This is a genomic window from Streptomyces sp. NPDC059371 (assembly GCF_042751995.1).
GTDB lineage: Bacteria > Actinomycetota > Actinomycetes > Streptomycetales > Streptomycetaceae > Streptomyces.
In genome coordinates, this window is the sequence record NZ_JBHYXD010000091.1 from 11,365 (window position 1) to 35,462 (window position 24,098).

The 24,098-nt window shown below is 71.2% G+C and carries 19 protein-coding genes and 1 tRNA gene; 7 read left to right on the plus strand and 13 right to left on the minus strand.

Annotation, left to right across the window (positions count from 1 at the left end; all coding sequences use genetic code 11):
• The first annotated feature begins 198 nt into the window (after positions 1-198).
• Positions 199-3,834 (plus strand): S41 family peptidase, encoded by a 3,636-nt coding sequence (locus tag ACFXGX_RS34025; RefSeq protein WP_384799151.1) that lies wholly within the window; start codon positions 199-201, stop codon positions 3,832-3,834.
• Between the two features lie 259 nt (positions 3,835-4,093).
• On the opposite strand, the gene ACFXGX_RS34030 is transcribed toward ACFXGX_RS34025, so the two are convergent.
• The 4 genes from ACFXGX_RS34030 to ACFXGX_RS34045 form a co-directional block, all read right to left on the minus strand.
• Complete coding sequence (locus ACFXGX_RS34030) at positions 4,094-4,309, minus strand: hypothetical protein (protein WP_384799154.1); 216 nt, start codon at positions 4,307-4,309, stop codon at positions 4,094-4,096.
• A gap of 223 nt (positions 4,310-4,532) precedes the next feature.
• Entirely contained in the window at positions 4,533-5,417 is an 885-nt protein-coding gene (locus ACFXGX_RS34035; protein ID WP_384799157.1) for an SDR family oxidoreductase, read from the minus strand.
• Complete coding sequence (locus ACFXGX_RS34040) at positions 5,414-6,433, minus strand: alpha/beta fold hydrolase (protein ID WP_384799160.1); 1,020 nt, start codon at positions 6,431-6,433, stop codon at positions 5,414-5,416. Before ACFXGX_RS34040 ends, ACFXGX_RS34035 begins: the two co-directional genes overlap by 4 nt.
• Positions 6,430-7,986 (minus strand): flavin-containing monooxygenase, encoded by a 1,557-nt coding sequence (locus tag ACFXGX_RS34045; RefSeq protein WP_384799163.1) that lies wholly within the window; start codon positions 7,984-7,986, stop codon positions 6,430-6,432. The genes ACFXGX_RS34040 and ACFXGX_RS34045 overlap by 4 nt, the downstream gene beginning before the upstream one ends.
• A 329-nt stretch (positions 7,987-8,315) precedes the next feature.
• Here ACFXGX_RS34045 and ACFXGX_RS34050 point away from each other — a divergent pair, with 329 nt between their 5' ends.
• Positions 8,316-9,002: a MerR family transcriptional regulator gene (locus ACFXGX_RS34050; protein ID WP_384799206.1), complete on the plus strand. Its 687-nt coding sequence runs from the start codon at positions 8,316-8,318 to the stop codon at positions 9,000-9,002.
• On the opposite strand, the gene ACFXGX_RS34055 is transcribed toward ACFXGX_RS34050, so the two are convergent.
• Positions 8,990-9,793, minus strand: coding sequence for an exodeoxyribonuclease III (locus ACFXGX_RS34055; protein ID WP_384799166.1), 804 nt, complete (start codon positions 9,791-9,793; stop codon positions 8,990-8,992). The genes ACFXGX_RS34050 and ACFXGX_RS34055 overlap by 13 nt on opposite strands.
• Positions 9,794-9,909: 116 nt before the next feature.
• Here ACFXGX_RS34055 and ACFXGX_RS34060 point away from each other — a divergent pair, with 116 nt between their 5' ends.
• Positions 9,910-10,386 carry a GNAT family N-acetyltransferase gene (locus ACFXGX_RS34060; protein ID WP_384799169.1) on the plus strand — a complete coding sequence of 159 codons (477 nt, stop codon included), beginning with the start codon at positions 9,910-9,912 and terminating at the stop codon, positions 10,384-10,386.
• Between the two features lie 184 nt (positions 10,387-10,570).
• Here ACFXGX_RS34060 and ACFXGX_RS34065 read toward each other — a convergent pair.
• From ACFXGX_RS34065 to galU, 7 genes are all read right to left on the minus strand, one after another.
• Positions 10,571-10,644 (minus strand) — tRNA-Ala (locus tag ACFXGX_RS34065).
• 98 nt (positions 10,645-10,742) lie between these two features.
• On the minus strand, positions 10,743-12,002 hold the full coding sequence (gene glpR / locus ACFXGX_RS34070; RefSeq protein WP_384799172.1) for a gephyrin-like molybdotransferase receptor GlpR: 1,260 nt from the start codon (positions 12,000-12,002) through the stop codon (positions 10,743-10,745).
• Positions 12,003-12,175: 173 nt separating this feature from the next.
• Positions 12,176-12,835: a GNAT family N-acetyltransferase gene (locus tag ACFXGX_RS34075; protein ID WP_384799175.1), complete on the minus strand. Its 660-nt coding sequence runs from the start codon at positions 12,833-12,835 to the stop codon at positions 12,176-12,178.
• Positions 12,836-12,861: 26 nt separating this feature from the next.
• A complete protein-coding gene (locus ACFXGX_RS34080) occupies positions 12,862-13,401 on the minus strand; it encodes a molybdenum cofactor biosynthesis protein B (protein ID WP_384799178.1) in 540 nt (179 codons plus the stop codon).
• Positions 13,398-13,910 carry a cyclic pyranopterin monophosphate synthase MoaC gene (gene moaC, locus ACFXGX_RS34085; protein WP_382791605.1) on the minus strand — a complete coding sequence of 171 codons (513 nt, stop codon included), beginning with the start codon at positions 13,908-13,910 and terminating at the stop codon, positions 13,398-13,400. The genes ACFXGX_RS34080 and moaC overlap by 4 nt, the downstream gene beginning before the upstream one ends.
• 170 nt (positions 13,911-14,080) lie before the next feature.
• A complete protein-coding gene (gene glp, locus ACFXGX_RS34090; protein WP_384799182.1) occupies positions 14,081-15,403 on the minus strand; it encodes a gephyrin-like molybdotransferase Glp in 1,323 nt (440 codons plus the stop codon).
• 4 nt (positions 15,404-15,407) lie between these two features.
• A complete protein-coding gene (galU, locus tag ACFXGX_RS34095; RefSeq protein ID WP_384799185.1) occupies positions 15,408-16,310 on the minus strand; it encodes a UTP--glucose-1-phosphate uridylyltransferase GalU in 903 nt (300 codons plus the stop codon).
• A 133-nt stretch (positions 16,311-16,443) separates the two neighbouring features.
• Here galU and ACFXGX_RS34100 point away from each other — a divergent pair, with 133 nt between their 5' ends.
• A complete protein-coding gene (locus ACFXGX_RS34100; protein ID WP_384799188.1) occupies positions 16,444-17,019 on the plus strand; it encodes a 5-formyltetrahydrofolate cyclo-ligase in 576 nt (191 codons plus the stop codon).
• 308 nt (positions 17,020-17,327) lie between these two features.
• Here the strand turns inward: ACFXGX_RS34100 and ACFXGX_RS34105 are convergent, their stop codons facing one another.
• The gene (locus tag ACFXGX_RS34105; RefSeq protein WP_384799191.1) at positions 17,328-20,087 is read right to left on the minus strand and encodes a penicillin acylase family protein; all 2,760 of its coding nucleotides are present in this window, start codon (positions 20,085-20,087) and stop codon (positions 17,328-17,330) included.
• A 185-nt stretch (positions 20,088-20,272) separates the two neighbouring features.
• Between ACFXGX_RS34105 and ACFXGX_RS34110 the strand changes: the two genes are divergently transcribed.
• The 3 genes from ACFXGX_RS34110 (at position 20,273) to ACFXGX_RS34120 (ending at position 23,927) form a co-directional block, all read left to right on the plus strand.
• Positions 20,273-21,874 (plus strand): potassium/proton antiporter, encoded by a 1,602-nt coding sequence (locus ACFXGX_RS34110; protein WP_384799194.1) that lies wholly within the window; start codon positions 20,273-20,275, stop codon positions 21,872-21,874.
• 404 nt (positions 21,875-22,278) lie between these two features.
• Positions 22,279-23,541 carry an MFS transporter gene (locus ACFXGX_RS34115; protein ID WP_384799197.1) on the plus strand — a complete coding sequence of 421 codons (1,263 nt, stop codon included), beginning with the start codon at positions 22,279-22,281 and terminating at the stop codon, positions 23,539-23,541.
• A gap of 68 nt (positions 23,542-23,609) precedes the next feature.
• On the plus strand, positions 23,610-23,927 hold the full coding sequence (locus ACFXGX_RS34120) for an FmdB family zinc ribbon protein (RefSeq protein WP_384799200.1): 318 nt from the start codon (positions 23,610-23,612) through the stop codon (positions 23,925-23,927).
• The last annotated feature ends 171 nt before the right edge of the window (positions 23,928-24,098 follow it).

The window sequence follows — 24,098 nt, forward strand, 5'->3', positions numbered from 1 at the left end:
CGGTGGGAACAGTGCGGGGCGCTTGGGGCCACTGCGCACTGCGGGGTGCGTGAGGCCACTGCGGGGCGCGTGTGGGGCGCGTGCGGTCCTGAACGCGCCCCATGCGCACCTCCCGTATCCCCGCCCGCGCCCACGTCCCACAACGCGCCCCCGGCGCCACGAGTTGCCGGGGCCACTCCAGCGGAAAAGCATGGGGAGGTGAGCGACGAGTACGAGAACGCGACCAGGAACGAGAACTCCTCCGGCTATCTGCGCTTCCCGCACCTGAGCGGCGACCGGCTGTGCTTCGTCACCGAGGACGACCTGTGGCTGGCCCCGCTCGACGGCCGCGGACGCGCCTGGCGGCTCACCGTCGACCGTACGAAAGTCGGCCACCCCCGCTTCTCCCCCGACGGCCGGCGGATCGCGTACACGAGCTGGCGGAGCCTCGTCCCGGAGATCCACCTGGCGCCGGTGGACGGCGGACCGGGCCACCGGCTCACCTACTGGGGCAGCGCGGACACCCAGGTGTGCGGCTGGTCCCCCGAGGGCGACATCCTCGCCGTCGCCTCGCACGGCCAGCCCTTCTCCTACTTCACCTGGGCCTACTCCGTCCCCACCGACGGCGACCCCGGCCGCAAACAGCCCTGGGGCCCGGTCTCGGACATCGGCGTCGCCGACATCGCGGGCGAGCGGAAGACCCTGCTGCTCACCGGCACCCCACCGCACGAACCGGCCGCCTGGAAGCGCTACCGGGGCGGGGCCATGGGCCGCATCTGGCTGCACGGCAGACAACTCGTCGCCGAACTCGGCGGCCATCTCGCCTGCCCGATGTTCGTCGACGGGCGGATCGCGTTCCTCTCCGACCACGAGGGCATCGGCAACCTCTACTCGTGCACCTACGAGGGCTCCGACCTGCGCCGCCACACCGATCACGACGCCTTCTACGCCCGGCACGCCTCCTCGGACGGCACCCGGATCGTCTACCAGTGCGCGGGCGATCTGTGGATCGTCGACAACCTCTCCCCCGAGTCGGTCCCCCGCCGCCTCGACGTCCTGCTGGGCGGTCCGCGCGCGGGACGGCGTACGTACCCGGTGCCGGCCGCGCAGCACGTGGACAGCATCTCCGTGGACGAGACGGGCCGGGCCAGCGCCGTCGTCGTACGCGGCAGCCTGTACTGGCTCACCCATCGCGACGGGCCCGCGCGCACCATCGCGGACACCCCGGGCGTACGGGTCCGGCTGCCGGAGATGCTCGGCTCGGGCGGCCAGGTCGCCTACGTCACCGACGCGGAGGGCGAGGACGCCGTCGAGATCGCCTACCTGCCACGCGCGACCGGCGCCCGCGAGCCGCGCCGCCTCGCCTCCGGCAGGCTGGGGCGCGTACAGGAACTGGTGTCGGACCCGCAGGGCGAACGCCTCGCCATCGCCTCGAACGACGGACGCCTGCTGCTGCTCGACGCCACGGAGGAACCGGGGGAGGGCGCCGAGCTGGGCGGGCTGGAGGAGCTCGACGGGGTCGATGGGGTCGATGGGGTCGATGGGGTCGATGGGGTCGTGGGGGCTGATGAATCCGGAGAGGCTGGGGAGTCCGGGAAGGCTGGAGAGTCCGGGGAAGCAGGAGAGGTCGAAGCGGCTGAGGCGGCTGGTGGGTCTGGCGGGTCCGACGAGTCCAGCAGGTCTGGTGGGTCCGGCAGGTCTGGTGGGTCCGGCGACGCCTCGCGGACCGAGACCGAGGGCGGGACGGGAGCCGGGACCGAGACCGAGGACGCGACGGCGGCCGGGGACGGGGTGGGGTCCGGGGCCCGGGTGGAATCCGGGGGCGCCCCGACGAGCGGGGCGGGTGAGGTCACCGAGCTCATCCGGTCCATCAACGGGCCGGTGACGGACCTCGCCTTCTCGCCGGACGGCGCCTGGCTGACCTGGTCGCATCCCGGGATCGGACGTTCCCTGCGGCAGATCAAGATGGCCCGCATAAAGGACCGGCTCATCGTCGACGTCACCAACGGCCGCTTCGAGGACGAGAATCCGGTGTTCACGCGCGACGGCCGCTATCTCGCCTTCCTGTCCTGGCGCGGCTTCGACCCCGTGTACGACGTGCACACCGGCGACCTGTCCTTCCCCCTCGGCTGCCGCCCCTACCTCGTCCCCCTGTCCTCCGCCACCCCTTCCCCGTTCGCGCTGAACCCCGACGGGCGGCCCGTCGCCGGGGGGCTCGACCCGGTCGAAGACGGGTCCGGCGACGGCACCGCGACGACCGTCGAGCTCGAAGGACTGGAGAGCCGGGTGACGCCGTTCCCGGTCACCGCCTCCAAGTACTCGGCGCTGCACCCGGTCGCGGGCGGCGGCCTGGTCTGGCTGCGCTGGCCGATCTCCGGCGCGCTGGGCGAGACGTTCGCCAACCCCGACGACACGACCGGCCGGCCGACCCTGGAGTTCTTCAACATCACCAAGGCGAAAAAGTCCGAACTCGTCGACCACCTCGACTGGTTCGCCGTGAGCGGCGACGGCTCCCGGCTGGTCGTCGTCGACGAGGGAGACCTGCGCGCCGTCCCGTCCACCGAGTCCGGCGACAGCGACTCCACCGTCTGGATCGATCTGCGCCGCGTCCTGCACGAGGTGAACCCGTGCGCCGAGTGGCGCCAGGCGTACGCGGAGGCGGGCCGCATCATCCGGGCCTACTACTGGGACCCGGACATGTGCGGCATCGACTGGGACGCGATCCTGGAGCAGTACCGTCCCCTGGTCGAACGGGTCTCCTCCCCGGACGAGTTCGCGGACCTGTTGCGCGAGGTGCTCGGCGAACTGGGCACCTCGCACGCGTACGTGAGTCCGGCGCGCCGCAACGAGGGCCCGCCCCAATACCAGCGCTGGCAGGGCCTGCTGGGCGCCAACTTCGTCTGCCGCGACGACAACTGGATGCTCAAGCGCATCCTGCCCGGCGACTCCTCCGACTCCAAGGCGCGTTCACCGCTGGCCGGTACCGGCATCCGCGAGGGCGCGGTCCTCACCCATGTCGACGGGCGCCCGGTGAACCCGGTCACCGGACCGTATCCGCTGCTCGCGGGCGCGGGCGGCACGACGGTGGAGCTGACCTTCACCCCGGCGGAGGGCGAGGGCCGCTCCCGCAGGGTGGCCGTCGTCCCGCTGATCGACGAACGCCCCCTGCGCTACCAGGACTGGGTGGCCAAACGCCGCCAGGTGGTACGGGAGTTGAGCGGCGGACACTGCGGCTATCTACACATCCCGGACATGGGCGGCTCCGGCTGGGCCCAGTTCAACCGCGACCTGCGGATGGAGGTCTCCCGCCCGGCCCTCATCGTCGACGTGCGGGGCAACGCGGGCGGCCACATCAGCGAACTCGTCGTCGAGAAGCTGACCCGCACGATTCTCGGCTGGGACCTCACCCGTGACGCCCAGCCGGTGTCGTACGCCTCCAACGCCCCGCGCGGCCCGGTGGTGGCGCTGGCCGACGAGGCGACGTCGTCCGACGGCGACATGATCACCGCCGCCTTCAAACTGCTGAAGCTGGGCCCGGTCGTGGGGCAGCGCACCTGGGGCGGCGTCGTCGGCATGACCGGCCGCCACCGTCTCGGCGACGGCACGGTCATCACGGTGCCGATGAACGCCGCCTGGTTCGACGCGTACGGCTGGTCCGTCGAAAACCACGGCGTCGCACCGGACTTGGAGATCCTGCGCACCCCGCTCGACTGGGCGGAGGGCCGTCACGCCCAGTTGGACGACGCCATCCAGCTCTCCCTCGACCTGTTGCGCACCCACCCCGCGGCCTCGCCGCCGGACCACTCGGACGTGCCCGACCGACGACGGCCGAAGCTCCCCCCGAGACCGGACTGACCCGACACCGACCCGGCCGAAGTGGCGAACCGGCCCCCGGCTCCGCCGAGTCGACCCGGTCCGGCCCGGGCGTGGGCCGGACCGGGCCGGACCGGCTCGGCCCGGCGTGGCCCGACACGAGGTCCGGGCACGAGAACCGGACATGAAGACCGGGCACGCGAAGACCGGGCACGCGAAGACCGGGCACGCGAACAGGGCGCCCTCCAAGTGGAGGGCGCCCCGTTCATTCAGGCCGAGCAAGGCCTAGCAGGTGCTTCGGTCAGACGTCGTAGTCCTGGTCGAAGCGGTCCTGGGCCTCCCGCTGAGCACGCTCCGGCTCCGGCTTCGTGCCCTCACGGCCGGCCGGGGCACGGCGGCTCGCCTCGTCCTTGCGGCCTTCGGGGGGGCGGCTTTCGGGGCGCGTCTTCGTCTTGGCCTGCTTGCCCTGCTGCTTCATCCGCTCGGCCTTGTCCTTGAACTGGTCCTGCATGCTCATGAGATTCACTCCTGTTGCGGGTGAGGGATTCGGCCCTCGATCTCCCCCTGGGAGTGGGGAAGGTCCGGGCCTCGACCAGACTGACACGCAGGAACACAGCACGCATTTCGGTCAGTCACTCACCGTGAGACACGCCGGTGGGACGTGCTCCGGAGGCTTCCCGGAAACCCCGCGCGGGCCCTCGGCGGGCCTCCGGGGCACCTCCGGGACGCCTCCGCCCGCCTCAGGGAGCCGTCGACTTCCGCTCCTGCTCGTCGGCCGCCCCGCCGGCCCCGACCAGCCCGGTCCGCACCGCGCCGAGGCGCGGTTCGAACCGCCGCATCTCGCGCTGCCCGACCGACCCGATGACACCGGGCAGGTACCCCCGGATCCCCTGCATCCCGCGCAGCCACCACTGCGCGTACACATGGCTGGAGCGGCGCTCGACACCGGCCACGATCCGGTCGACGGCCGGCCCCAGCGGATAGGTCTTGTTGGACGGCCACGGCAGCCGTTGCCGCAACTCCCGCATCACGTCGTCCTGATCGGCTCCGCGCACCATGTCGGTGTCGGTCCAGGACAGATACCCGACGCCGACACGGACGCCCTTGTGGCCGACCTCGGCGCGCAGACTGTGCGCGTACGCCTCCACACCCGACTTGGAGGCGCAGTAGGCCGACATCATGGGGGCGGGGGTCATCGCGGCCAGCGACGCGATCTGCAGCAGATAGCCCCGGCTCGCCATCAGCGCCGGCAGGAACGCCCGCGCGGTGACGGCCGATCCGATCAGGTTCACCTCGATCACCCGCCGCCAGGCGACGGGGTCGGAGTCCACGAAGGGCCCGCCGCTCGCGACACCGGCGTTCGCGACGACGATGTCCACCTTCCCGAACCGCTGCTCGACCTCCCGGGCCACCCGCGCCATGGCCTCGTGGTCGGTGACGTCGGCGTACCAGTGGTCGCTCTCGCCGCGCAGCCGCTCGGAGACCCGCTTCAGCTCGTCGGCCTCCAGTCCGACCAGCGCGACCTTCGCCCCGCGCGCGGAGATTTTGCGGGCGAGGAGTTCGCCGACACCGCGTGCGGCCCCCGTGACGACGGCGACCTGCCCTTCCAGGCTCACCTTGCTCATGCGCCCTCCTTGATCTCTACGGTCTCCGCGATCTCCGCGATTCCTGCGGGCTCCGCGATTCCTGCGGTCTCCGCGATCCGACCGGCCTGTTCGGCTCGTTCGGCTCGTGCGGTCTCCACGGCGTACGTGGCGACGAGTTCCCTGATCCGGGCGGTCACCAGGTCAGGCGCCTCCACCGGCGTCATGTGGCCGAGGCCCGGCAGCTCGGTGCTGCCGACACAGTTCGGCAGCGCCGCCACGAGGGCGCGGGCGTGCACGACCGGTGTCATCCGGTCCACGCTGCCCGCGATCACCGCGGTCGGCACCCTCAACTGCCTTACCCCCGCGTCGAGATCGAGCGTGGCGAGCACGGTCGACCAGGCGTGGCGCACGGCACGCGGACAGGCGTGCACGATCCGCGCGCACGCTTCCACCATCGCGGGCGACGAACCGGGGCCCATGGTCGCGTACTTGAGGATCCGCCGGGCTACAGGCGTGACGGGCCCGAGTGGTGCGCGAGAGCCGAGCACGGCCCCGGTGAGACGCGTCCGGAGGCGCCCTGCACGCCACGGCAGCACCCGCGACTCCTCCACGAGTCGCGTGCTCCCCGTGCTGCACAGCAGCGCCGCCGCCGCGTGTTCCTGGAACCGCGGCCGCGCCGAGGCCGCCATCAGCGTCATCCCGCCCATGGAGTGGCCCGCGAGCACGGCCTTCTCGCCCGGCGCGAGGGTGGCCGCGAGCACCGCCTCCAGGTCGTCGGCGAGTGCCTCGATGCTGCACGCGTCACTCGCGGGACTGCGTCCGTGCCCGCGCTGGTCGTACGCGATGACGCGGTGGTCGGCGGCGAGGTCCCGGATCTGGGCCGCCCAGAAGGCGGTCGAGCAGGTCCAGCCGTGCGCGAGGACGACGGCGGGCGCGTCCTCGGGGCCGTGCACCTCGACGTGCAGTTGCGCGCCGTCCGCGGAGTGCGCGATCAGTTCCCGCGCCGGTACGGGGGGCGCGTACGCCCCTTGTGCCTCGTGCGTCAGTCGGCTCACGCGCCTGCCTCCACCTTCTTGGTGCGGGTGCTCTTCCTGAGCGGCTCGGGCGTTGCCTCCGGCGTCTCCCCGGGTGCGGGTTCCGCCGCGCGCAGCACGTCGTACTCCCCCAGGTCGACGCGGCGCGTGGCGCCCCGGAACTCGGTCGTCGTGCCGGGCCACACGGTCGTGTTGACGCCGTTGGCGTCCAGGTACCAGCTCGTGCAGCCGCCGGTGTTCCACACGGTGCGCTTCATGCGTTCCTGGACCCGGTGGTTCCAGGCGTCGACGGCGCCGGGGCGGGCGTCGAGCGCCACGCGTCCCCCGAGGACGCCCAGTTGCCGCACGAAGTCCGCCATGTAGTTGAGCTGGGACTCGATCATCAGGATCATCGAGGAGTTCCCGAGCCCGGTGTTCGGTCCGATGATCGTCATCCAGTTGGGGAAGCCGGCCGCGGTGGCGCCGCGCAGCGACTTCATGCCGTCCTTCCACGCCTCGGCCAGCGTCCGGCCGTCCGCCCCGACGACCCGTTCGGCGATCGGCATGTCGGTGACGTGGAATCCGGTCCCGAACACAATCGCGTCGACGTCCGCCCTGGTGCCGTCGGCGGCGACCAGCGTGGAGCCGTCGATCTCGGCGAGCCCGGATGCCACCACGTCCACGTTGGGCCGGGTGAGCGCCGGATAGTAGGCGTTCGAGAGCAGGATCCGCTTGCAGCCGATCCGGTAGTCGGGCGTCAGCTTCGCGCGCAGCTCCGGGTCCTTGACGGCGCGTGAGATGTTCCGCCTGGCGAGCCGCTCGACCAGGCCGAGTTCGTCGGGCCGCTTGGTGAACGCCTGCACCTGGAGTTCCCGGATGCCCCACAGCAGTCCGCGCCGGGCCTGCGCGGTGAAGGGAAGCCGCCGGTGCAGCCACCGCTCGGGGCCGCTGATGGCCCGGTCGACCCGCGGCATCACCCACGGCGGGGTGCGCTGGAACAGCGTCAGCCGGGCGACGTCCGGCTGGATGGCCGGCACGATCTGGATGGCGGAGGCGCCGGTGCCGATCATGGCCACCCGCTTGCCGCGCAGGTCGTAGTCGTGGTCCCAGCGGGCCGAGTGGAACACCTTGCCGGTGAAGGTGTCGATCCCCGGGACCGAGGGGATCTTGGGGTCGGAGAGCGGCCCGGTCGCGGACACCACGACGTCCGCCGTCAGGGACCCGCCGCTGGTCTCGATGCGCCAGTGGAGCTTGTCCGTGTCCCAGGTCATCATCGTGACCTCGGAGTTGAACCGCAGGTGCGGCCGGAGCCGGAAGACGTCCGCCACGTGCTCCAGGTACGCGCGGATGTGCTCCTGCCCGGAGAAGGTGCGCGGCCATTCGGGGTTGGGCGCGAACGAGAACGAGTACAGATGCGAGGGGACGTCGCAGGCGCACCCGGGATAGCTGTTGTCGCGCCAGGTGCCGCCGACGCCGCCGGCCCGTTCCAGGACCACGAAGTCGGTGATCCCTTCGCGTCGCAGCCGTACGGCGGCACCCAGCCCCCCGAACCCGGACCCGATCACCGCCACCCGTACATGCTCGTGCTCGGTCATCCCGACGCCTCCCTGGCCCACACGACCCCGCCAGTGAACACTGGCACAATCGGGAGGGTAGAGCAGCTTCGTACTCATGGGTAGGGGTCGCGACCGGGAAAGTTACCGGGGGTACGACGTAGGGTGCGGACGTGGCCGAGGGATCAGGAAAGCGCGGCGCGGAGACGCGGACAAGGGGCGCGGCGACGCGGAAGTCCGGCGGGCGCCGGCCGGACGCGACGCCCGGAGCCCCGGAACCCGGCCCCGGGCCGCTCACCGGCACCACCCGTCCCGCACCTCCCGACGGCACCGCCCGCTCCGCACCGGAGCCCGGCCGCCGCGAGTACCGCATGGAGGAACTGGCCGAGAAGGCCGGCATCACCGTGCGCACGCTGCGCTTCTACCGGGAGCGCAAGCTCATACCGCCGCCCCGGCGCGAGGGCCGCATCGCCTGGTACGACGACACCCACCTGGCCCGGCTGCGCACCATCTCGGCGCTGCTGGAGCGCGGCCACACCCTGAACGGCATCGCGGAACTGGCCGAGGCCTTCGACCACGGCCGTGACGTCGGCGAACTGCTCGGGCTCGGCGAGCCCAGCGAGGAGACCCCGGTCCGCCTCTCCCCCGAGGAACTGGCCGACGTCTTCGTGGGCCAGGCGACCGGCGAGAACCTCGCCGCGGCGCTCGACCTCGGCTATCTCGGCACGGACGGCGGCGAGATCGTGCACATCAGCCGCCGCCTCCTCGACGTCTCGGCGGCCCTGGTCCGCGAGGGCATACCGCTCGCGGACGTCCTGACGGCGGCCCGCCGCGTACGCGAGCACACCGAGGCCCTGGCCGAACTCTTCACCACGCTGGTCCTCACCGAGGACCGCACCCCCGACGACCTCCAGCGCCTGCGCCCCCTGGCCAAGAGCGTGGTGGAAGCGGAACTGTCGATGGCCATGGACCGCCGGCTACGGGATCCCCGGAGCCCGCGGAATCACCGGGCCCCTCGGCCCGAGGGCCATGATGACGAGGCCGCTCAGAGGTCGTAGACCGCCGTGACCGGCGCGTGGTCGGACCAGCGCTCCCCGTGCGTCGCCGCGCGCTCCACGAACCCCTTGACCGCCTTGCCCGCGAGCCCCGGCGTGGCGATCTGGAGGTCGATCCTCCATCCTGAATCGCTGTCGAAAGCCCGCCCCCGGTACGACCACCAGGTGTACGGACCCTCCGCGTCCGGGTGCAGGGCGCGTACGACGTCGACGTAGCCGCCGTCCTCCGCGTCGAGGACCCGGCCGAGCCACTCGCGCTCCTCCGGCAGGAAGCCGGAGTTCTTCCGGTTGGCGCGCCAGTTCTTGAGGTCGGCCTCCTGGTGGGCGATGTTCCAGTCGCCGCAGACGACGACCTCGCGTCCGTCGGCGGCGGCCCGCACCCGAAGCTCCTTCAGGTGGGCCAGGAACTCACCCATGAACCGGACCTTCTCGTCCTGCCGGTCGGTCCCGACCTCGCCCGAGGGCAGGTAGAGGCTCGCGACGGTGACACCGGGCAGGTCCGCCTCGACGTAGCGCCCGGTGGAGTCGAACTCCTCGGAGCCGAAGCCGATCCGGACGCGGTCGGGCTCGCGGCGTGTGTAGAGGGACACACCCGCCCGGCCCTTGGCGGCGGCGGGAGCGTGCACGACGTGCCAGCCCTCGGGCGCGCGCACCTCCTCGGGAAGCTGCCCGGGCTCCGCCCGTACTTCCTGGAGGCACAGCACGTCGGCGGAAGTCCCCGCGAGCCACTCCACGAAACCCTTCTTCGCGGCGGCCCGGAGCCCGTTCACATTCACAGAGGTCACAGTCAGCACCCCGGCACGATACTTAATCCGTACGGCCGTCCGGAACTCGATCTTTATCGGCAGGGCCGGCCTCCGGCATCACCCGCCCACCCTTTCACCTATCGCATAGATGTACGGTATTACGCATGAATTTCCGTCCGGTTCCTTTCGACCACCCCGACGCCATGAAGCTCAACGACCAGGTCCAGGCCGAATACGCCGTGCGCTACGGCGACGGCGGCGACGCCACGCATCTGGACCCGCGGATGTTCTCCCCGCCGGCCGGCCTGTATCTGATCGCGTACGACGAGTGGGACCGTCCGGTGGCCACGGGCGGCTGGCGCACCCAGGACGCGAACGACGAGGGCTACGCGGACGGAGACGCCGAGCTCAAGCGCATGTACGTGGTCCCCGAGGCCCGCGGTCTCGGCCTCGCCCGGCGCATGCTGGCCGCCCTGGAGGAGGACGCCCGCACGGCCGGCCGCACCCGCATGGTCCTGGAGACCGGTTCCAAGCAGCCCGAGGCGGTCGCCCTCTACGCGTCGAGCGGCTACGAGCCGTGCACCAAGTTCGGCTACTACCGCTTCCACGAACTGAGCCTCTGCTACGCCAAGGCCCTCTAGGCACCAGGGCGGTGTCCGTCCGGCGATACCCGGACCGGCCGCCGCCCTGGCATCCGCTCCCCCACGGCGGTCGCCGCCCGAAGGACCGCCAGTCCCGGGGCCACCGGCGGGAGTTGTCCATCGCAGGTTCCGGACATGGCAAGAGGCCCGCTCCCACGGATGGGAACGAGCCTCTTTGCTGCGGTGGACCTGTGGGGATTTGAACCCCAGACCCCCTCGATGCGAACGAGGTGCGCTACCAGACTGCGCCACAGGCCCTTGCAACGAGTGAAACTCTAGCATCCCCATCGAGGTGCTCGGTAATCCGTTCCTGCCTGGTCAGCCGGACCTCCGCGGCCCACCCGGCACCCCACATGTCACTCGTTGGCCGCGCGTGGCCGTTCGCCGTCCTCGTACTGGTCGAACAGCGGCGTCCGGCCGCGCTCGCGGGCGCGCCGCGCGGACGCGGCCCGCCGGGCGTCGCTGCGGCTGTCGTCCGCCGCCCCGGCGCCCTCGGAACCGTCGGAGAGGTCCTCGTCGGCCGGCTCGGCCTCGTGCGCGCTCGGCTCCACCGCGCTGGACCGCGCGGAGCTCCACGCGTCCGGCGCACCCAGGTCCACGCTGGACGTCGCCCGGGGCGCGACCGGCGCGGTCACATACGTCGGCAGAGGAACCGGCACCGGGTCCCAGCTCTCGCCCTGCGACGGCCCGCACTGGCGCTCACGCTGCTGGTCGACCCACTCGGCGTGGTCGGTCTGCTCGACGAGCGCGCGACGGTCGGCGGCGAGCGCCATGAGACCGGGGTCGGTGTCGGGGGCGGCGTGCTCCTCCGGTTCGTCCGCCACGGGCTCGGCGGACGTCCGCCGGCGGGGCTGCCGCTCCCGGAGCCGCTGCGCCGCGGCCTCGGCCCGGCGGCGGTCCATGGTGTAGGTGAAGCGGCGCCGCTCCTTGGCGCGCAGATGCACGATGTACGAGCTCAGCATCACGGCGGGCACGCCGGGCGCCCACAGGAACGCGAGCCCGCCCACGGCCGCCACGATCGCGCCGAGGCTGAAGGCGAGGAACAGCAGGACCGTCGTACGCCGGCGGCGTGCGAGGACCTTCGTGCGCCGGGCCCGTGCGGCGGCCTCCGCCGAGGCCGCGCGGCGCGCGGCGGCCGTGGCCTGCTGCGGCGCGGGCTTGGCCGCGGGTCTCGGGGCGGGCGGGCCCGCCTGGTGCGGTACGGACCGGGCGGTGCCCGAGGTCTCGTACGCGCCGCTCTCCTTGCCGGTCGCGCGCGCGACCGGCTCCTGTTCCGCCTGGGCCGGCTCCGGCACCTGCACGCGTTCCTGTACGTGCGGACGGTGCCGGTCCGTCGCCTGGGGCCGGGGCGGGGACACGGCGAAGGCCCGGACGTCCACCGAATCGGTGACGCCGTCCGGGTCGGCGCTGGGCTCCTCCTCGGTGGAGCGTGCGCGCAGGTCCTTGGCGTATCGACGCTCCATGCCCGCCCGTCCGGACAGCAGCCGGATGGCGGTGCTGAAGCGTTCCGTCGGACGGGCTTCGTTCAGCTCGTCCTGCCTACGGAGCCACATCGGCACCAAGTAGGCGGCCCAGGCCCCGACGATGACTGCGTAGATGAGGCCGCTGCTGCTCACGCCTCACACGGTAGAGGGGTTTGTATGAGGCCATCTGCCAATTGCGCCGGTGTGTCGCACGATCCGGCTGATATTTCGACCTTTTTTTGTGACCGATGCGATCAGCAGGCCACCGCGAGCGCGAATTTAATGCCCTGACGCGATCACCTGCCGATCATTTTCGAACACCTATTTCATTTTCCGGGGTGTCCGCGCTTGCTCGGGTTCTGTGAACCGGCCTGCTCCGATCCGACCTGATCCGAGCGTCCCGGCGCCGGGCGCGTCCGCCTCCAGCGCCCGAGCAGCCCTTCGGGGACTTCCTCCGCGGTGAGCGCGAAGACGAGATGGTCGCGCCAGGCACCGTCGATGTGGAGATAGCGCGGGCGCAGCCCTTCCTCCCGGAATCCCAGCTTTTCCACGACCCTGCGGCTGGGCCCGTTCTCGGGGCGAATACAGACTTCGATGCGGTGCAGTCCGACGGTGCGGAAACAGTGGTCGCTCACCAGCGCCACGGCCGTCGGCATCACTCCGTGGCCCGCCACCGACTGGTCGACCCAGTAGCCGATGTGCCCGGAGCACATCGAGCCCCAGGTGATCCCGGCGACGGTGAGCTGACCGACCAGGCGCCCCTGGTACTCGATCACGAAGGGCAGCATCCGGCCCGCGTTGGCCTCGGCCCGCAGGTGCCGGACCATCTGCCGGTACGTCGGCCGGTGCGCGATCGGGCCGCTCGGCGTGGGGGGCGGGATCGTCGCCTCCCAGGGCCGCAGCCAGTCGCGGTTGCGCCGGTTCACCTCGCGCCAGGCCCGCTGGTCGCGCAGCCTTATCGGCCGGAGGACGACATCGCCGTCCACCAGCTCGACCGGCCAGGATGGGCTGTTCAGCTCGCACCCCCAGTGCCGCTGGGTCTCTGGTGGTCGCCGCCGCGGATCTGGTCGACGGCGTGGATCAGGAGGGGTTCGAGAACGGCCAGTCCGTCCCTGACCCCGCCGGTGGAGCCCGGCAGGTTGACGATCAGCGTCCCCCGGGCGACTCCGGCGAGCCCCCGCGAGAGCGCCGCGGTGGGCACCTTGTCCCTGCCGAACGCCCTGATGGCCTCGGGGATTCCGGGGATCTCGCGGTCGAGCACGCGCAGGGTCGCCTCGGGGGTCCGGTCGGTGGGCGAGATCCCCGTGCCGCCGGTGGTGACGATGACGTCGTAGCCCGCCTCGACCCCGGCGCGCAGCGCCTCCTCCACGGGGTCCCCGTCGGGGACGACCCACGGTCCGTCGACCGCGAAGCCGGATTCCGTGAGGCCTTCGGCGACCAGGGGGCCGCCCTTGTCCTCGTAGACGCCGGCGGCGGCGCGGTTGGAGGCGGTGACGACCAGCGCGCTGTAGCGGGCCGTGAGCGCCTCGCCGATGACGGTGTCGCCGCTCATGCCCTGCTCCAGTCGCCCGACTTCCCGCCGGTCTTCTCTTCCACCCGTACGTCCGTGATGACCGCCCCCTTGTCGACAGCCTTGACCATGTCGATCACGGTGAGGGCCGCCACGCTGACCGCGGTGAGGGCTTCCATCTCGACGCCCGTGCGGTCGGTCGTCTTCACGGTGGCGAGGATCTCGACGGCGTCGTCCGCGACCGACAGATCAATCTTGACACCCGACACCGACAACGGGTGGCACAGCGGGATCAGGTCCGGTGTGCGCTTGGCTCCCATGATCCCGGCGATGCGGGCGGTGGCGAGGGCGTCGCCCTTGGGGACCCCTTCGCCGCGCAGCAGCTCCACGACGCGGGGCGAGACCAGGACCCGGCCGCTCGCGCGCGCGGTGCGGGCGGTCACGTCCTTCCCGGACACGTCGACCATGCGGGCGGCGCCGGCCTCGTCGATGTGCGTCAGCCGGTTCTGCACAGGGGCTCCGGAGGTCTCCCCCCGGGACGGAACAGTCATGCGTGGGCGCTCCCGGTCGGGGCCCGTCGCGGTGCGGCGCGTGGGCCTGGTGTGCGCGACACGTTACCGCCCGCCCGTCCACCGCTACGCCGCCGTGAGGGACTGTGCGCCCCCGGCCCGACCTGGGCGCCTGCGGTGGGGCCGGGACGGCGCCCGCTCCGGGCGGCCGGTCAGCCGAGGAGGACGACCTCGACCTCGGTGCCGGGCTCGACCGAGGTGTCCTGCTCGGGGACGACGATCAGCGCGTCGGCGTGCGCGAGGGCGGCGACCAGGTGGGATCCGGCGCCGCCGACAGGCGTCACGGTGCCGTCCGCGTACGTGCCGCGCAGGAACTGCCGGCGGCCCTTCGGCGAGGTCAGCGCCTTGTCCGCGGAGAGCTTCGCCCTGGTCGTGGGCCGGTGCACGTCCCGCAGTCCCATCAGGGTGCGGATCGCGGGGCGCACGAAGAGCTCGAAGGAGACGTACGACGAGACGGGGTTGCCGGGGAGCGCGAGCAGCGGGATGTGGTCGGGGCCGATGGAGCCGAAGCCCTGGGGCTTGCCGGGCTGCATGGCGAGGGTGCGGAAGTCGATCCCGCCGCCCTCCTCGTCCTCGTCGCCGACCGACGACAGCGCTTCCTTGACGACGTCGTAGGCGCCGACGCTCACCCCGCCGGTCGTGACCAGCAGGTCCGCGCGGACGAGCTGGTCATCGACGGTCGAGCGCAGGGTCTCGGCGTCGTCGGCGACGGCACCCACGCGGTAGGCGATGGCTCCCGCGTCGCGGGCGGCCGCGCACAGGGCGAAACTGTTCGAGTCGTAGATCTGTCCGGAGCCCAACTGCTCGTCGGGCTGGACGAGTTCGCTGCCGGTGGACAGGACGACCACGCGCGGGCGGGGGCGCACCCGCACGCTGCCGCGGCCGATCGCGGCGAGCAGACCGATCTGCGGCGGGCCGAGGACGGTGCCCGCTTCGAGGGCGCGGTCGCCCGCCTTCACGTCGCTGCCCTTCGCGCGGACGTGCGCGCGTGCCTCGGCCGGGCGGTGGACGTGGACCTGTCCGTAGGAGCCCTCGGGGGACGCGCTGTGGGCGCGCATCCCGGAGACCGGCCCCTCGCCGAGCCCTCCGTCCGTCCACTCGACGGGGACGACGGCTTCGGCGCCCGGCGGGAGCGGGGCGCCGGTCATGATGCGGACGGCCTGGCCGGGGCCCACGTAGGGCTGGTCGGCCTGGCCGGCCGCAACATCACCGACGACCGTCAGGACCGCCGGATACTCCTCGCTCGCGCCCGCCACATCCGCGACCCGGACCGCGTACCCGTCCATCGAGCTGTTGTCGAACGGCGGCAGGGAGACCGGCACCGTGACGTCCTCGAGCAGGACACAGCCCTGGGCGTCGAGGAGTTGCAGCTCGATGGGTTCGAGGGGGCGGACGGTCGTGAGGATGTCCTCCAGGTGGTCGTCCACCGACCAGAGGTGTTCCTGGCCGGTGGTGCGGGTCGCGGCGTTGCTCAAATCCCTACATCTCCTCGGCTACGTAACTGCGAAGCCAGGTCCGGAAGTCCGGGCCCAGGTCCTCACGTTCGCATGCGAGTCTGACAATGGCACGCAGGTAGTCGCCGCGGTCGCCGGTGTCATAGCGGCGGCCCTTGAAGACGACGCCGTGCACGGGGCCGCCGACCTTCTCGTCCGCCGCGAGCTGCTGGAGGGCGTCGGTGAGCTGGATCTCGCCGCCGCGGCCAGGCTCGGTCTTGCGCAGTATGTCGAAGATGTGCGGGTCGAGGACGTAACGTCCGATGACGGCGTAACTGCTGGGCGCGTCAGCCGTGTCCGGCTTCTCGACCAGACCGGTCACCTTGACCAGGTCGCCCTCGTCGGTGGCCTCGACGGCGGCGCATCCGTAGAGGTGGATCTGCTCGGGCGCGACCTCCATGAGCGCGATGACGCTGCCGCCGTGCCGCTCCTGGACCTCGACCATGCGGGCGAGGAGGGGATCGCGGGGGTCGATCAGGTCGTCGCCGAGGAGTACGGCGAAGGGCTCGCGGCCGACGTGCGGGGCGGCGCACAGCACGGCGTGGCCGAGGCCCTTGGGGTCACCCTGGCGCACGTAGTGCATGGTCGCGAGGTCGCTGGACTCCTGGACCTTGGCGAGGCGACTCGCGTCGCCCTTCTTCTGGAGGGCCGATTCCAGCTCGTAGTTGCGGTCGAAGTGGTCCTCGAGGGGGCGCTTGTTGCGTCCGGTGATCATCAGGACGTCGTCAAGACCCGCCGACACGGCCTCTTCGACCACGTACTGGATCGCCGGCTTGTCGACGACCGGCAGCATCTCCTTGGGAGTGGCCTTGGTGGCCGGCAGGAACCGGGTGCCGAGGCCTGCCGCGGGGATGACAGCCTTGGTGATCCTGGGTTGTGACTCAGTCATGTCCGCAACCATAACCGGTGGCTATGTGCAGAATCTGTGGCTCCGGTTAATTCACGTTCATATGAGCTGATTAAGAGAACTACAGGAGTCACCTGTGAGACACGGCGGACGTGAACCAGAGCCTGACAAGCGAATGTTGCGGCGAGGACTCCTGCTGGTGAGAAACGGGTTGACGGCCGGTGACGTGCGGGAGACCGCCGCCGCGCTCGCCGCCCGCGCTCTGGAACTGCCCGAACTGGCGCAGGCCCGCACAGTCGCCGCCTATGTGTCCGTGGGGAGCGAACCGGGCACCCTCGCCCTCCTGGACGCGCTCCACGCGCGCGGGGTGCGTGTCCTGCTGCCGGTCCTGCTGCCGGACAACGACCTGGACTGGGGCGCGTACACGGGGCCGGACTCCCTCACGGAGGTGCGGCACGGCGGGAAAATGGCCCTCCTGGAGCCCGCGGGCGAGCGGCTGGGGCCGGAGGCCGTCCAGGACGCCGACGCCGTTCTGCTGCCCGGCCTCGCCGTCGACGCCCGCGGGATGCGGCTGGGGCGCGGCGGAGGCTCGTACGACCGCGTGCTGGCCCGTCTGGAGCGCTCGGGCGCCGAACCGGCGCTGGTGGTGCTCCTGTACGACACCGAAGTCGTCGACCGGGTCCCGGAGGAGGCGCACGACCGGCCCGTCCACGCGGTGGTGACTCCTTCCGGCGTCCGCCGCTTCCGCTGACGGGAGGCGGACGCCGAACAGCGAGTGGCGAACGGCGGACGCCGAACAGCGAACGAGGGACCCTGAGCGGCGGACGCGAAGTGGGCCGCGCCCCCCCCCGCCGCGGGCCCCTCGGGGAAAACCCCCCGGTGGGGGGCCGGCGCCCCGGGGCGCACCCCCCCCGCCCCCCCCCCCCCGCCGGGCGCCCCCCCACTTCGTCAAGCGCCGGCTTCAGGGCGCCGAGCACGGCGAGGACACCGGCGCCGACGGCCGCCGAAGCTTCAGGGCTTCAGGGCTTCAGGGCTTCAGGGCTTCAGGGCTTCAGGGCTTCAGGGCTTCAGGACCAGGGTGTCGGTCGTCTTCTGGTCGACGGCCTTCTTGCTGAAGGCCCACGGCAGGAGTTCTCCCTTGGCCCACAACTCCGTCTGGTCGGTGTAGTGCGCGCTGTAGGCGTGCCCCGAGGCGCCGGTGAGGTTGATCCACTTGGACTTGTCGAGGTCCTGGAGGTTGACGACCATCCGCATCGAGGGCACCCAGACCACCCCGTAGCCGCCCGCCGCGTTCCAGCCGGTCGCGTTGACCGTCGCCTCGCCGCCGCCGAGGTTCCAGGGGCCGCGGTTGAGCATGTACTGCAGGAAGCCGGGGCCTTCGGTACCGAGGGTCTGGTTCTTCAGGAACAGGCGGTGCAGCCGGCCCCAGCTCCAGGTGTCGATGTCCTTGCCGAGCTTGGCGGTCAGCTCCCAGCGCGCGTCACCCATGGCCCGGAGGAAGAGGCCGTCCCGGGTGGTGTTCGCCTTCTCGGTGCGCGTCCTGGGCAGCTTCCACCAGTCGTTGTGCTCGTCGTCGATGATCTTCCGGATCACCTCGAACCAGCGGTCGCCGCCGTCCGGCTGCGCCTGGTCCGGCTCACGCTCGCCGCACTCACGCACCGTCTGGTCCTCGTCCGCGGGACCCGTGGTGTCGACCCGCTCGACCGACAGGCACTGGCCCTTGACCCGCAGCTCCTTGGGCAGCTTGTTGCCGAAGGCGAGCTTGAGGATGTTGCGCCAGGTGGCGTTGAAGTACGCGGCCGCCGCGGAGTCGGCGTCCTGGGTGTAGTCCCAGCCCTCCAGGAGCTTCTGCGCCTCGCGGACGTCCTTGTCGGGGACGTCGATCTTGAGCAGCTTGGGCACGATCAGCTTGGCGATCTCGCTGCTGTTGTCGAGCTGCATCTGGCGCATGTCGTCGGTCGAGATCTTGGCGCCGCCCCTGGTCTTCGACTCGAGCAGGTCGGTGATCCGCTGGCTGCGGGTGCCGTAACCCCAGTCCGTGGTGAGCGTGTACGGGTACTTGTCCGGGTCCACGACCGCCTGGTTGGCGGTGACGATGTAGCCGCGCTTGGGGTTGTACTCGTAGGGCAGGGCGGACTGCTTGATGTAGCCGGTCCAGCGGTACTTCGAGTCCCAGCCCGGCGAGGGCAGCGAGCCGTCGTCGCCCTTGGCGCGCGTGGGGATCTTGCCGGGGAGCTGGTAGCCGATGTTGCCGCTCGCGCCGGCGCCGTCGGCGTAGACCAGGTTCTGGGACGGCACCTCGAAGGACGCGGCCGCCTTGCGGAACTCGCTCCAGTCGGACGCCTTGTCCATCGCGAAGACGGCGTCCATGGTGTTGCCGGGGTCCAGCGCGGTCCAGCGCAGTGCTATCGCGTAGCCGTCGCCCCGGTCGGGCGCCTCCGCGTCGACCGTGGCCTTCTTGCCGACCTGGACGAGTTCGTCGTCACGGTCGGAGAGCAGCGGCATCCCGTCCTGGGTCTGCCGGACGACGATCGTCTTGGTGTCACCGCCCGCGACCTTGATCGTCTCCTTGCGGGTGGTGAAGGGCAGCACCTTGCCGTCGTACTCGTAGCCCTCGCCGGTGATCTTCTCCAGATAGAGGTCGGTGACGTCGACCCCGGAGTTGGTCATGCCCCAGGCCATGTCGGCGTTGTGGCCGATGACCACGCCGGGCATGCCCGCGAAGGTGTATCCGGAGACGTCGTACTTGCACTTCGCGGAGACCGCGGTGCAGTGCAGGCCCATCTGGTACCAGACCGAGGGCAGCGACGCCGACAGGTGCGGGTCGTTGGCCAGCAGCGGCTTGCCGGTGATGGTGCGGCTTCCGGCGACGACCCAGGAGTTGGAGCCGATGCCGTTGCCGTTAACGCCGACGGCGGTGGGCAGGTCGTCGAGGACGTTGTAGAGCCCCGAGAGCTGGCTCTGGAACCCGGAGGGCGTCTCCGTGTTGCCCGCGAGCCCCGTGCCCGCGCTCGACGCCGAGGTGGTGCCCGAGGAGCTGTACGTCCCGGTGACACTGTCGTACGCGCCCGTCTGGACGATCGTCTTGTTGCGGCTGTACGGGTACTCCGGGTAGAGGTCCGCGATCTGCTTCGGGCCGAGCCGGCTCGTCATCAGGGAGCGGTCGATCTCCTCCTGCATGTTGCCGCGCAGGTCCCAGGCCATCGCCTTGAGCCAGGCCACCGAGTCGACCGGGGTCCACTCGGTCGGCTTGTAGTCGTTGGTGAAGCCGAGGGCTGCGTACTCCAGGGAGATGTCCTTGGAGCTCCGGCCCTTCAGGTAGGCGTTGACCCCCTCGGAGTACGCCTGGAGGTACTTCTTCGTGGAGGACGACAGCTTGGTGTCGTACTCCTTCTTCGCGATCCGGTCCCAGCCCAGTGTGCGCAGGAACTCGTCGTTCTTGACCTGGCCCTCGCCGAACATCTCGGAGAGCCGGCCCGAGGTCATGTGGCGGCGCACGTCCATCTCGTAGAACCGGTCCTGCGCCTGGACGAAGCCCTGGGCCATGAACAGGTCCTCGTCGGACGAGGCGTAGACCTGCGGGATCCCGTTGCCGTCGCGCTGCACGGTCACGGGCCCGGACAACCCGTCGATGCGGATGGATCCCTTGGTCTGCGGGAAGGAGGCCCGCACCGTGCTGATGCTCCAGTACGCGCCGAAGGCGATGCCTCCGATGATGGCGAGAACCAGGACAATCAAGAACAGTCGGGCTTTGCGCCCCTTCTTCCTGCCGGACTTGCCGGGCTGCTGGCCGGAAGAGGCGGTGGTGTTGGGGGGCATCGCTGTCCTTGCTGTCCTAACGCGAGCGGCAGGCGGTCCTGGAGTGCTGGGGCAACCATAGGCGCAGGGCCAACCACGCCTTGACGCGGAGTAGGAAACCGGGAAGCACGACTGTTCGATCTTGCCTCCGGGAACGTCAAGAAAACGTCAAGAGTTAGGTAAGGTAACGAAGTACTTGCACTGAAGTGGCCGGCTTCCGGTGCTCGGATCCGGATGACCGCCCCCGCGGCACCGGATCGGCGAGAAAGGAACAGCCCCTGACTGTCCACCACCTCAACCAGCTCCTGCTCGTGTGCTCGCTCGTCCTTCTCGTCGCGGTGGCGGCGGTCCGGATCTCCTCGCGCAGCGGGCTTCCCACGCTGCTCGTGTACCTGGGGATCGGCGTCGCGATCGGCCAGGACGGAGTCGGCGACGTCCAGTTCAGCAACGCCGAACTGACCCAGGTCATCGGGTACGCGGCCCTGGTCGTGATCCTGGCCGAAGGCGGACTCGGCACGAAGTGGAAGGAGATCAGACCGGCCCTGCCGGCGGCCTCCTCGCTGGCAACGGTGGGCGTCGCGGTGAGCGTCGGCGTCACGGCCGCGGGCGCGCACTATCTGATCGGCCTGGAATGGCACCAGGCGTTCATCATCGGGGCGGTCGTCTCCTCGACGGACGCGGCGGCGGTCTTCTCCGTCCTGCGGAAGATCCCCCTCCCCACGCGCGTGACGGGCATCCTGGAGGCCGAATCGGGCTTCAACGACGCCCCGGTGGTCATCCTGGTCGTCGCGTTCTCCACCGCGGGCCCGGTGGAACACTGGTACCAGCTGCTCGGCGAGATAGCGCTGGAGCTGAGCATCGGCGCCGCCATCGGTGTCGCGGTCGGCTGGCTGGGCGCGTACGGACTGCGGCACGTGGCACTGCCGGCCTCCGGCCTCTACCCGATCGCCGTGATGGCGATCGCCGTCGCGGCCTACGCCGCCGGCGCGCTCGCCCACGGCAGCGGCTTCCTCGCCGTCTACCTCGCCTCCATGCTCCTCGGAAACGCGAAGCTGCCGCACTGGCCCGCCACGCGCGGCTTCGCCGAGGGGCTCGGCTGGATCGCCCAGATCGGCATGTTCGTGCTGCTCGGCCTGCTGGTCACCCCGCACGAGATGGGCGACGACATCGTCCCGGCCCTCGTCATCGGCCTGGTGCTGACGATGGTGGCGCGGCCGCTGAGCGTGGTCGCGGGCCTGCTGCCGTTCCGCATCCCGTGGCAGGAACAGGTGCTGCTGTCCTGGGCGGGCCTGCGCGGTGCGGTGCCCATCATCCTGGCGACGATCCCGATGGTCAGCGGAGTCGCGGAGAGCAAGCGGATCTTCAACATCGTCTTCGTCCTGGTCGTCGTCTACACCCTCGTCCAGGGCCCGACCCTGCCCTGGCTGGCCCGCAAGCTCCACCTCGGCGACTCCGCGGGGGCCGCCGACCTGGGCATCGAATCGGCACCCCTGGAGCGGCTGCGCGGCCATCTGCTGTCCGTCGCGATCCCTAAGGGATCCCGGATGCACGGAGTCGAGGTGGGCGAGCTGCGGCTGCCCCCGGGCGCGGCGGTCACCCTGGTCGTCCGCGAGTCGAAGTCCTTCGTACCCATGCCCACGACGGTGCTGCGGCTCGGCGACGAACTGCTGGTCGTGGCGACCGACCCGGTCCGCGACGCGACGGAGCGACGCCTCCGCGCGGTGGGCCAGGGCGGCAAGCTCGCCGACTGGCTGGGCATCGACGACGGCGGCAAGGAACACCGGACCCAGCACAGAACAGGTCTGTGAGGCGGCCTCCGGACCGTCGGCCGGCTTCCTGCGAAGCTGCGGCTTCCTACGCGACTGCTGCTTCTTGAAGAGACTGCTGCTTCTTAAGAAGCAGCAGGACGCGCCTCTTATGGAACCTCGCCGGGCTTACGACACATCGAACGAAAACGCGAAGACGAAGGGCATTCACAGGCTCACGACCGCGGAGTGCTCTTTTTCACAGGCCCGCCATGACGGCCACCCCCTGTACGATGAACACACACCTTGATCGAACCAACTCTGCCTGACGCAGAGCTGGCGCGACCGTATGGCGGCCGTGACGTCCTCCCGCAGGGGGCGCCGGTATCTACCGCAGATCCGCGCAAGAGGACAGCTCTCGGCGCCCCCCGCACGGGCGCGCTACCAGGCGGCAGAAAGGCACGGCCGTGGCATCCACGGTCACCTCCCGCCCTGGATACGGACAACTGCTGCGCACCCGCGGCGCCTGGACGTTCCTGCTCCCCGGCTTCGCCGCCCGTCAGCCGTTCGCCATGCTGACGATCTCCATCGTGCTGCTCGTGCAGCACACCACCGGCTCGTACGGGGCGGCCGGCGCCGTCGCGGCCGTCACCGGTGTCTCCATGGCGCTGTTCGCGCCCTTCACCGGACGTCTGGCCGACCGGCACGGCCAGCGGGCCGTCCTGCTCCCCGGCGTCCTCGTGCACGCCGCGGCCGGCTTCTCCCTGACCGCGCTCGCGCTGGCGGGCGCCCCTCTCTGGGTGCTGTTCGCCGCCGCCGTGCCCACCGGCGCCTCGGTGCCGCAGGTCGGCCCCATGGTGCGGGCGCGCTGGGGCGTGAAGCTCCAGGGCTCGCCCCTGATGTCGACCGCCGCCGCCTTCGAGTCCGTCACCGACGAGCTGACCTTCGTCTTCGGCCCGCTGCTCGCCACCGCGCTGTGCACGGCCGTCGCCCCCGCCGCGGGCCTGCTGACCGAGGCGTCACTGACTCTCGTCGGCGGTCTGCTGTTCGCCGCGCAGAAGAGCACACAGCCCGCGGTCTCCGCCGCCGGGCCCGCGCGCGTGGAACACGGTTCCGCCCTGCGGATCCCCGGAGTGCGCGTTCTGATCATGACGTTCCTGGGCATCGGCTCCGTCTTCGGCGGCATGCAGGTCTCGCTGGCCGCGTACAGCGAGTCGATCGGCGAGCCCGGCCTGAACGGTGTCCTGTACGGCGTCTTCGCGGCCGGCAACATGCTCTCGGGCCTCGTCTGCGGCGCCGTCGCCTGGAAGGTGGCCCCGCAGCGGCGGCTCGTCGTCGGGTACGCCGCCCTCGCGCTGGCCGCCTCCGGGCTGTGGGCCGCGAACTCGGTGATCGTGCTCGCCGGCCTCGGCCTCGTGGTCGGCATGTGCATCGCCCCGAGCCTGATCACCGGCTACACCCTGATCGAGAGCCTCGTGCCGCAGGGCGCCCGCACCGAGGCCTTCACCTGGCTCACCGGTGCCGTCGCGCTCGGCCAGGCGGCGGCCGTCACGGTCGCCGGACAGCTCGAGGACAGGCTCTGGGGCGGCGCCGGGTTCCTGGTGCCGATGGCCGGTACGGCACTGGCTCTGGCGACCCTGGTGGCACTGCGTTCACGCCTTGTCGCACACGCCCCGAGCCGTGCCGTCGCACGTGGCGTCGGTCACCGCGTGCCGGTGACAGTGGACTGATCTCGCGGAATACGTCAGTATGGACCGTCGTTAGCACTCACTGAGTGAGAGTGCCAGGAGGAAGACAAGTGCCGACCTACCAGTACCAGTGCACCGAGTGTGGCGAGGGCCTCGAGGCGGTGCAGAAGTTCACCGATGACGCCCTGACCGAATGCCCGAACTGCAGCGGCCGCCTGAAGAAGGTGTTCTCGGCCGTCGGCATTGTCTTCAAGGGCTCCGGCTTCTACCGCAACGACAGCCGCGGCTCCTCGTCGAGCAGCGCGCCGGCGTCCAAGCCGTCCACGTCCGCGACCTCGGACACGAAGTCCTCGTCGTCGGCGTCCGCCTCGTCGTCCTCGGGCACGAAGTCGTCGGGCACCGGCTCCGCCGGCAGCTCCGCCGCGTAAGGACTCCTCGGCCCGCGGCCGGGACTCCCCGTCCCGGCCCGGCCGCCGCGCCGCACGGCCCGCAGGCCGCACAGGCCCGTTTCCGCGGAAGACCCCCCCCGCGGGGGGGGCCCGGGGGGGGGGCGCGACGAGCGCCGGGGCCGACCCCCGGGGAGGGGGAGATGGGGCGAC

What these genes read in the sequence shown, in the direction of transcription:
- ACFXGX_RS34030 (WP_384799154.1), bottom strand. Translation starts at nt 4,309, where the DNA reads ATGAGCATGCAGGACCAGTTCAAGGACAAGGCCGAGCGGATGAAGCAG.
- ACFXGX_RS34035 (WP_384799157.1), bottom strand. Translation starts at nt 5,417, where the DNA reads ATGAGCAAGGTGAGCCTGGAAGGGCAGGTCGCCGTCGTCACGGGGGCC.
- ACFXGX_RS34045 (WP_384799163.1), bottom strand. Translation starts at nt 7,986, where the DNA reads ATGACCGAGCACGAGCATGTACGGGTGGCGGTGATCGGGTCCGGGTTC.
- ACFXGX_RS34050 (WP_384799206.1), top strand. Translation starts at nt 8,316, where the DNA reads ATGGAGGAACTGGCCGAGAAGGCCGGCATCACCGTGCGCACGCTGCGC.
- ACFXGX_RS34060 (WP_384799169.1), top strand. Translation starts at nt 9,910, where the DNA reads ATGAATTTCCGTCCGGTTCCTTTCGACCACCCCGACGCCATGAAGCTC.
- ACFXGX_RS34080 (WP_384799178.1), bottom strand. Translation starts at nt 13,401, where the DNA reads ATGAGCGGCGACACCGTCATCGGCGAGGCGCTCACGGCCCGCTACAGC.
- moaC (WP_382791605.1), bottom strand. Translation starts at nt 13,910, where the DNA reads ATGACTGTTCCGTCCCGGGGGGAGACCTCCGGAGCCCCTGTGCAGAAC.
- galU (WP_384799185.1), bottom strand. Translation starts at nt 16,310, where the DNA reads ATGACTGAGTCACAACCCAGGATCACCAAGGCTGTCATCCCCGCGGCA.
- ACFXGX_RS34100 (WP_384799188.1), top strand. Translation starts at nt 16,444, where the DNA reads ATGTTGCGGCGAGGACTCCTGCTGGTGAGAAACGGGTTGACGGCCGGT.
- ACFXGX_RS34105 (WP_384799191.1), bottom strand. Translation starts at nt 20,087, where the DNA reads ATGCCCCCCAACACCACCGCCTCTTCCGGCCAGCAGCCCGGCAAGTCC.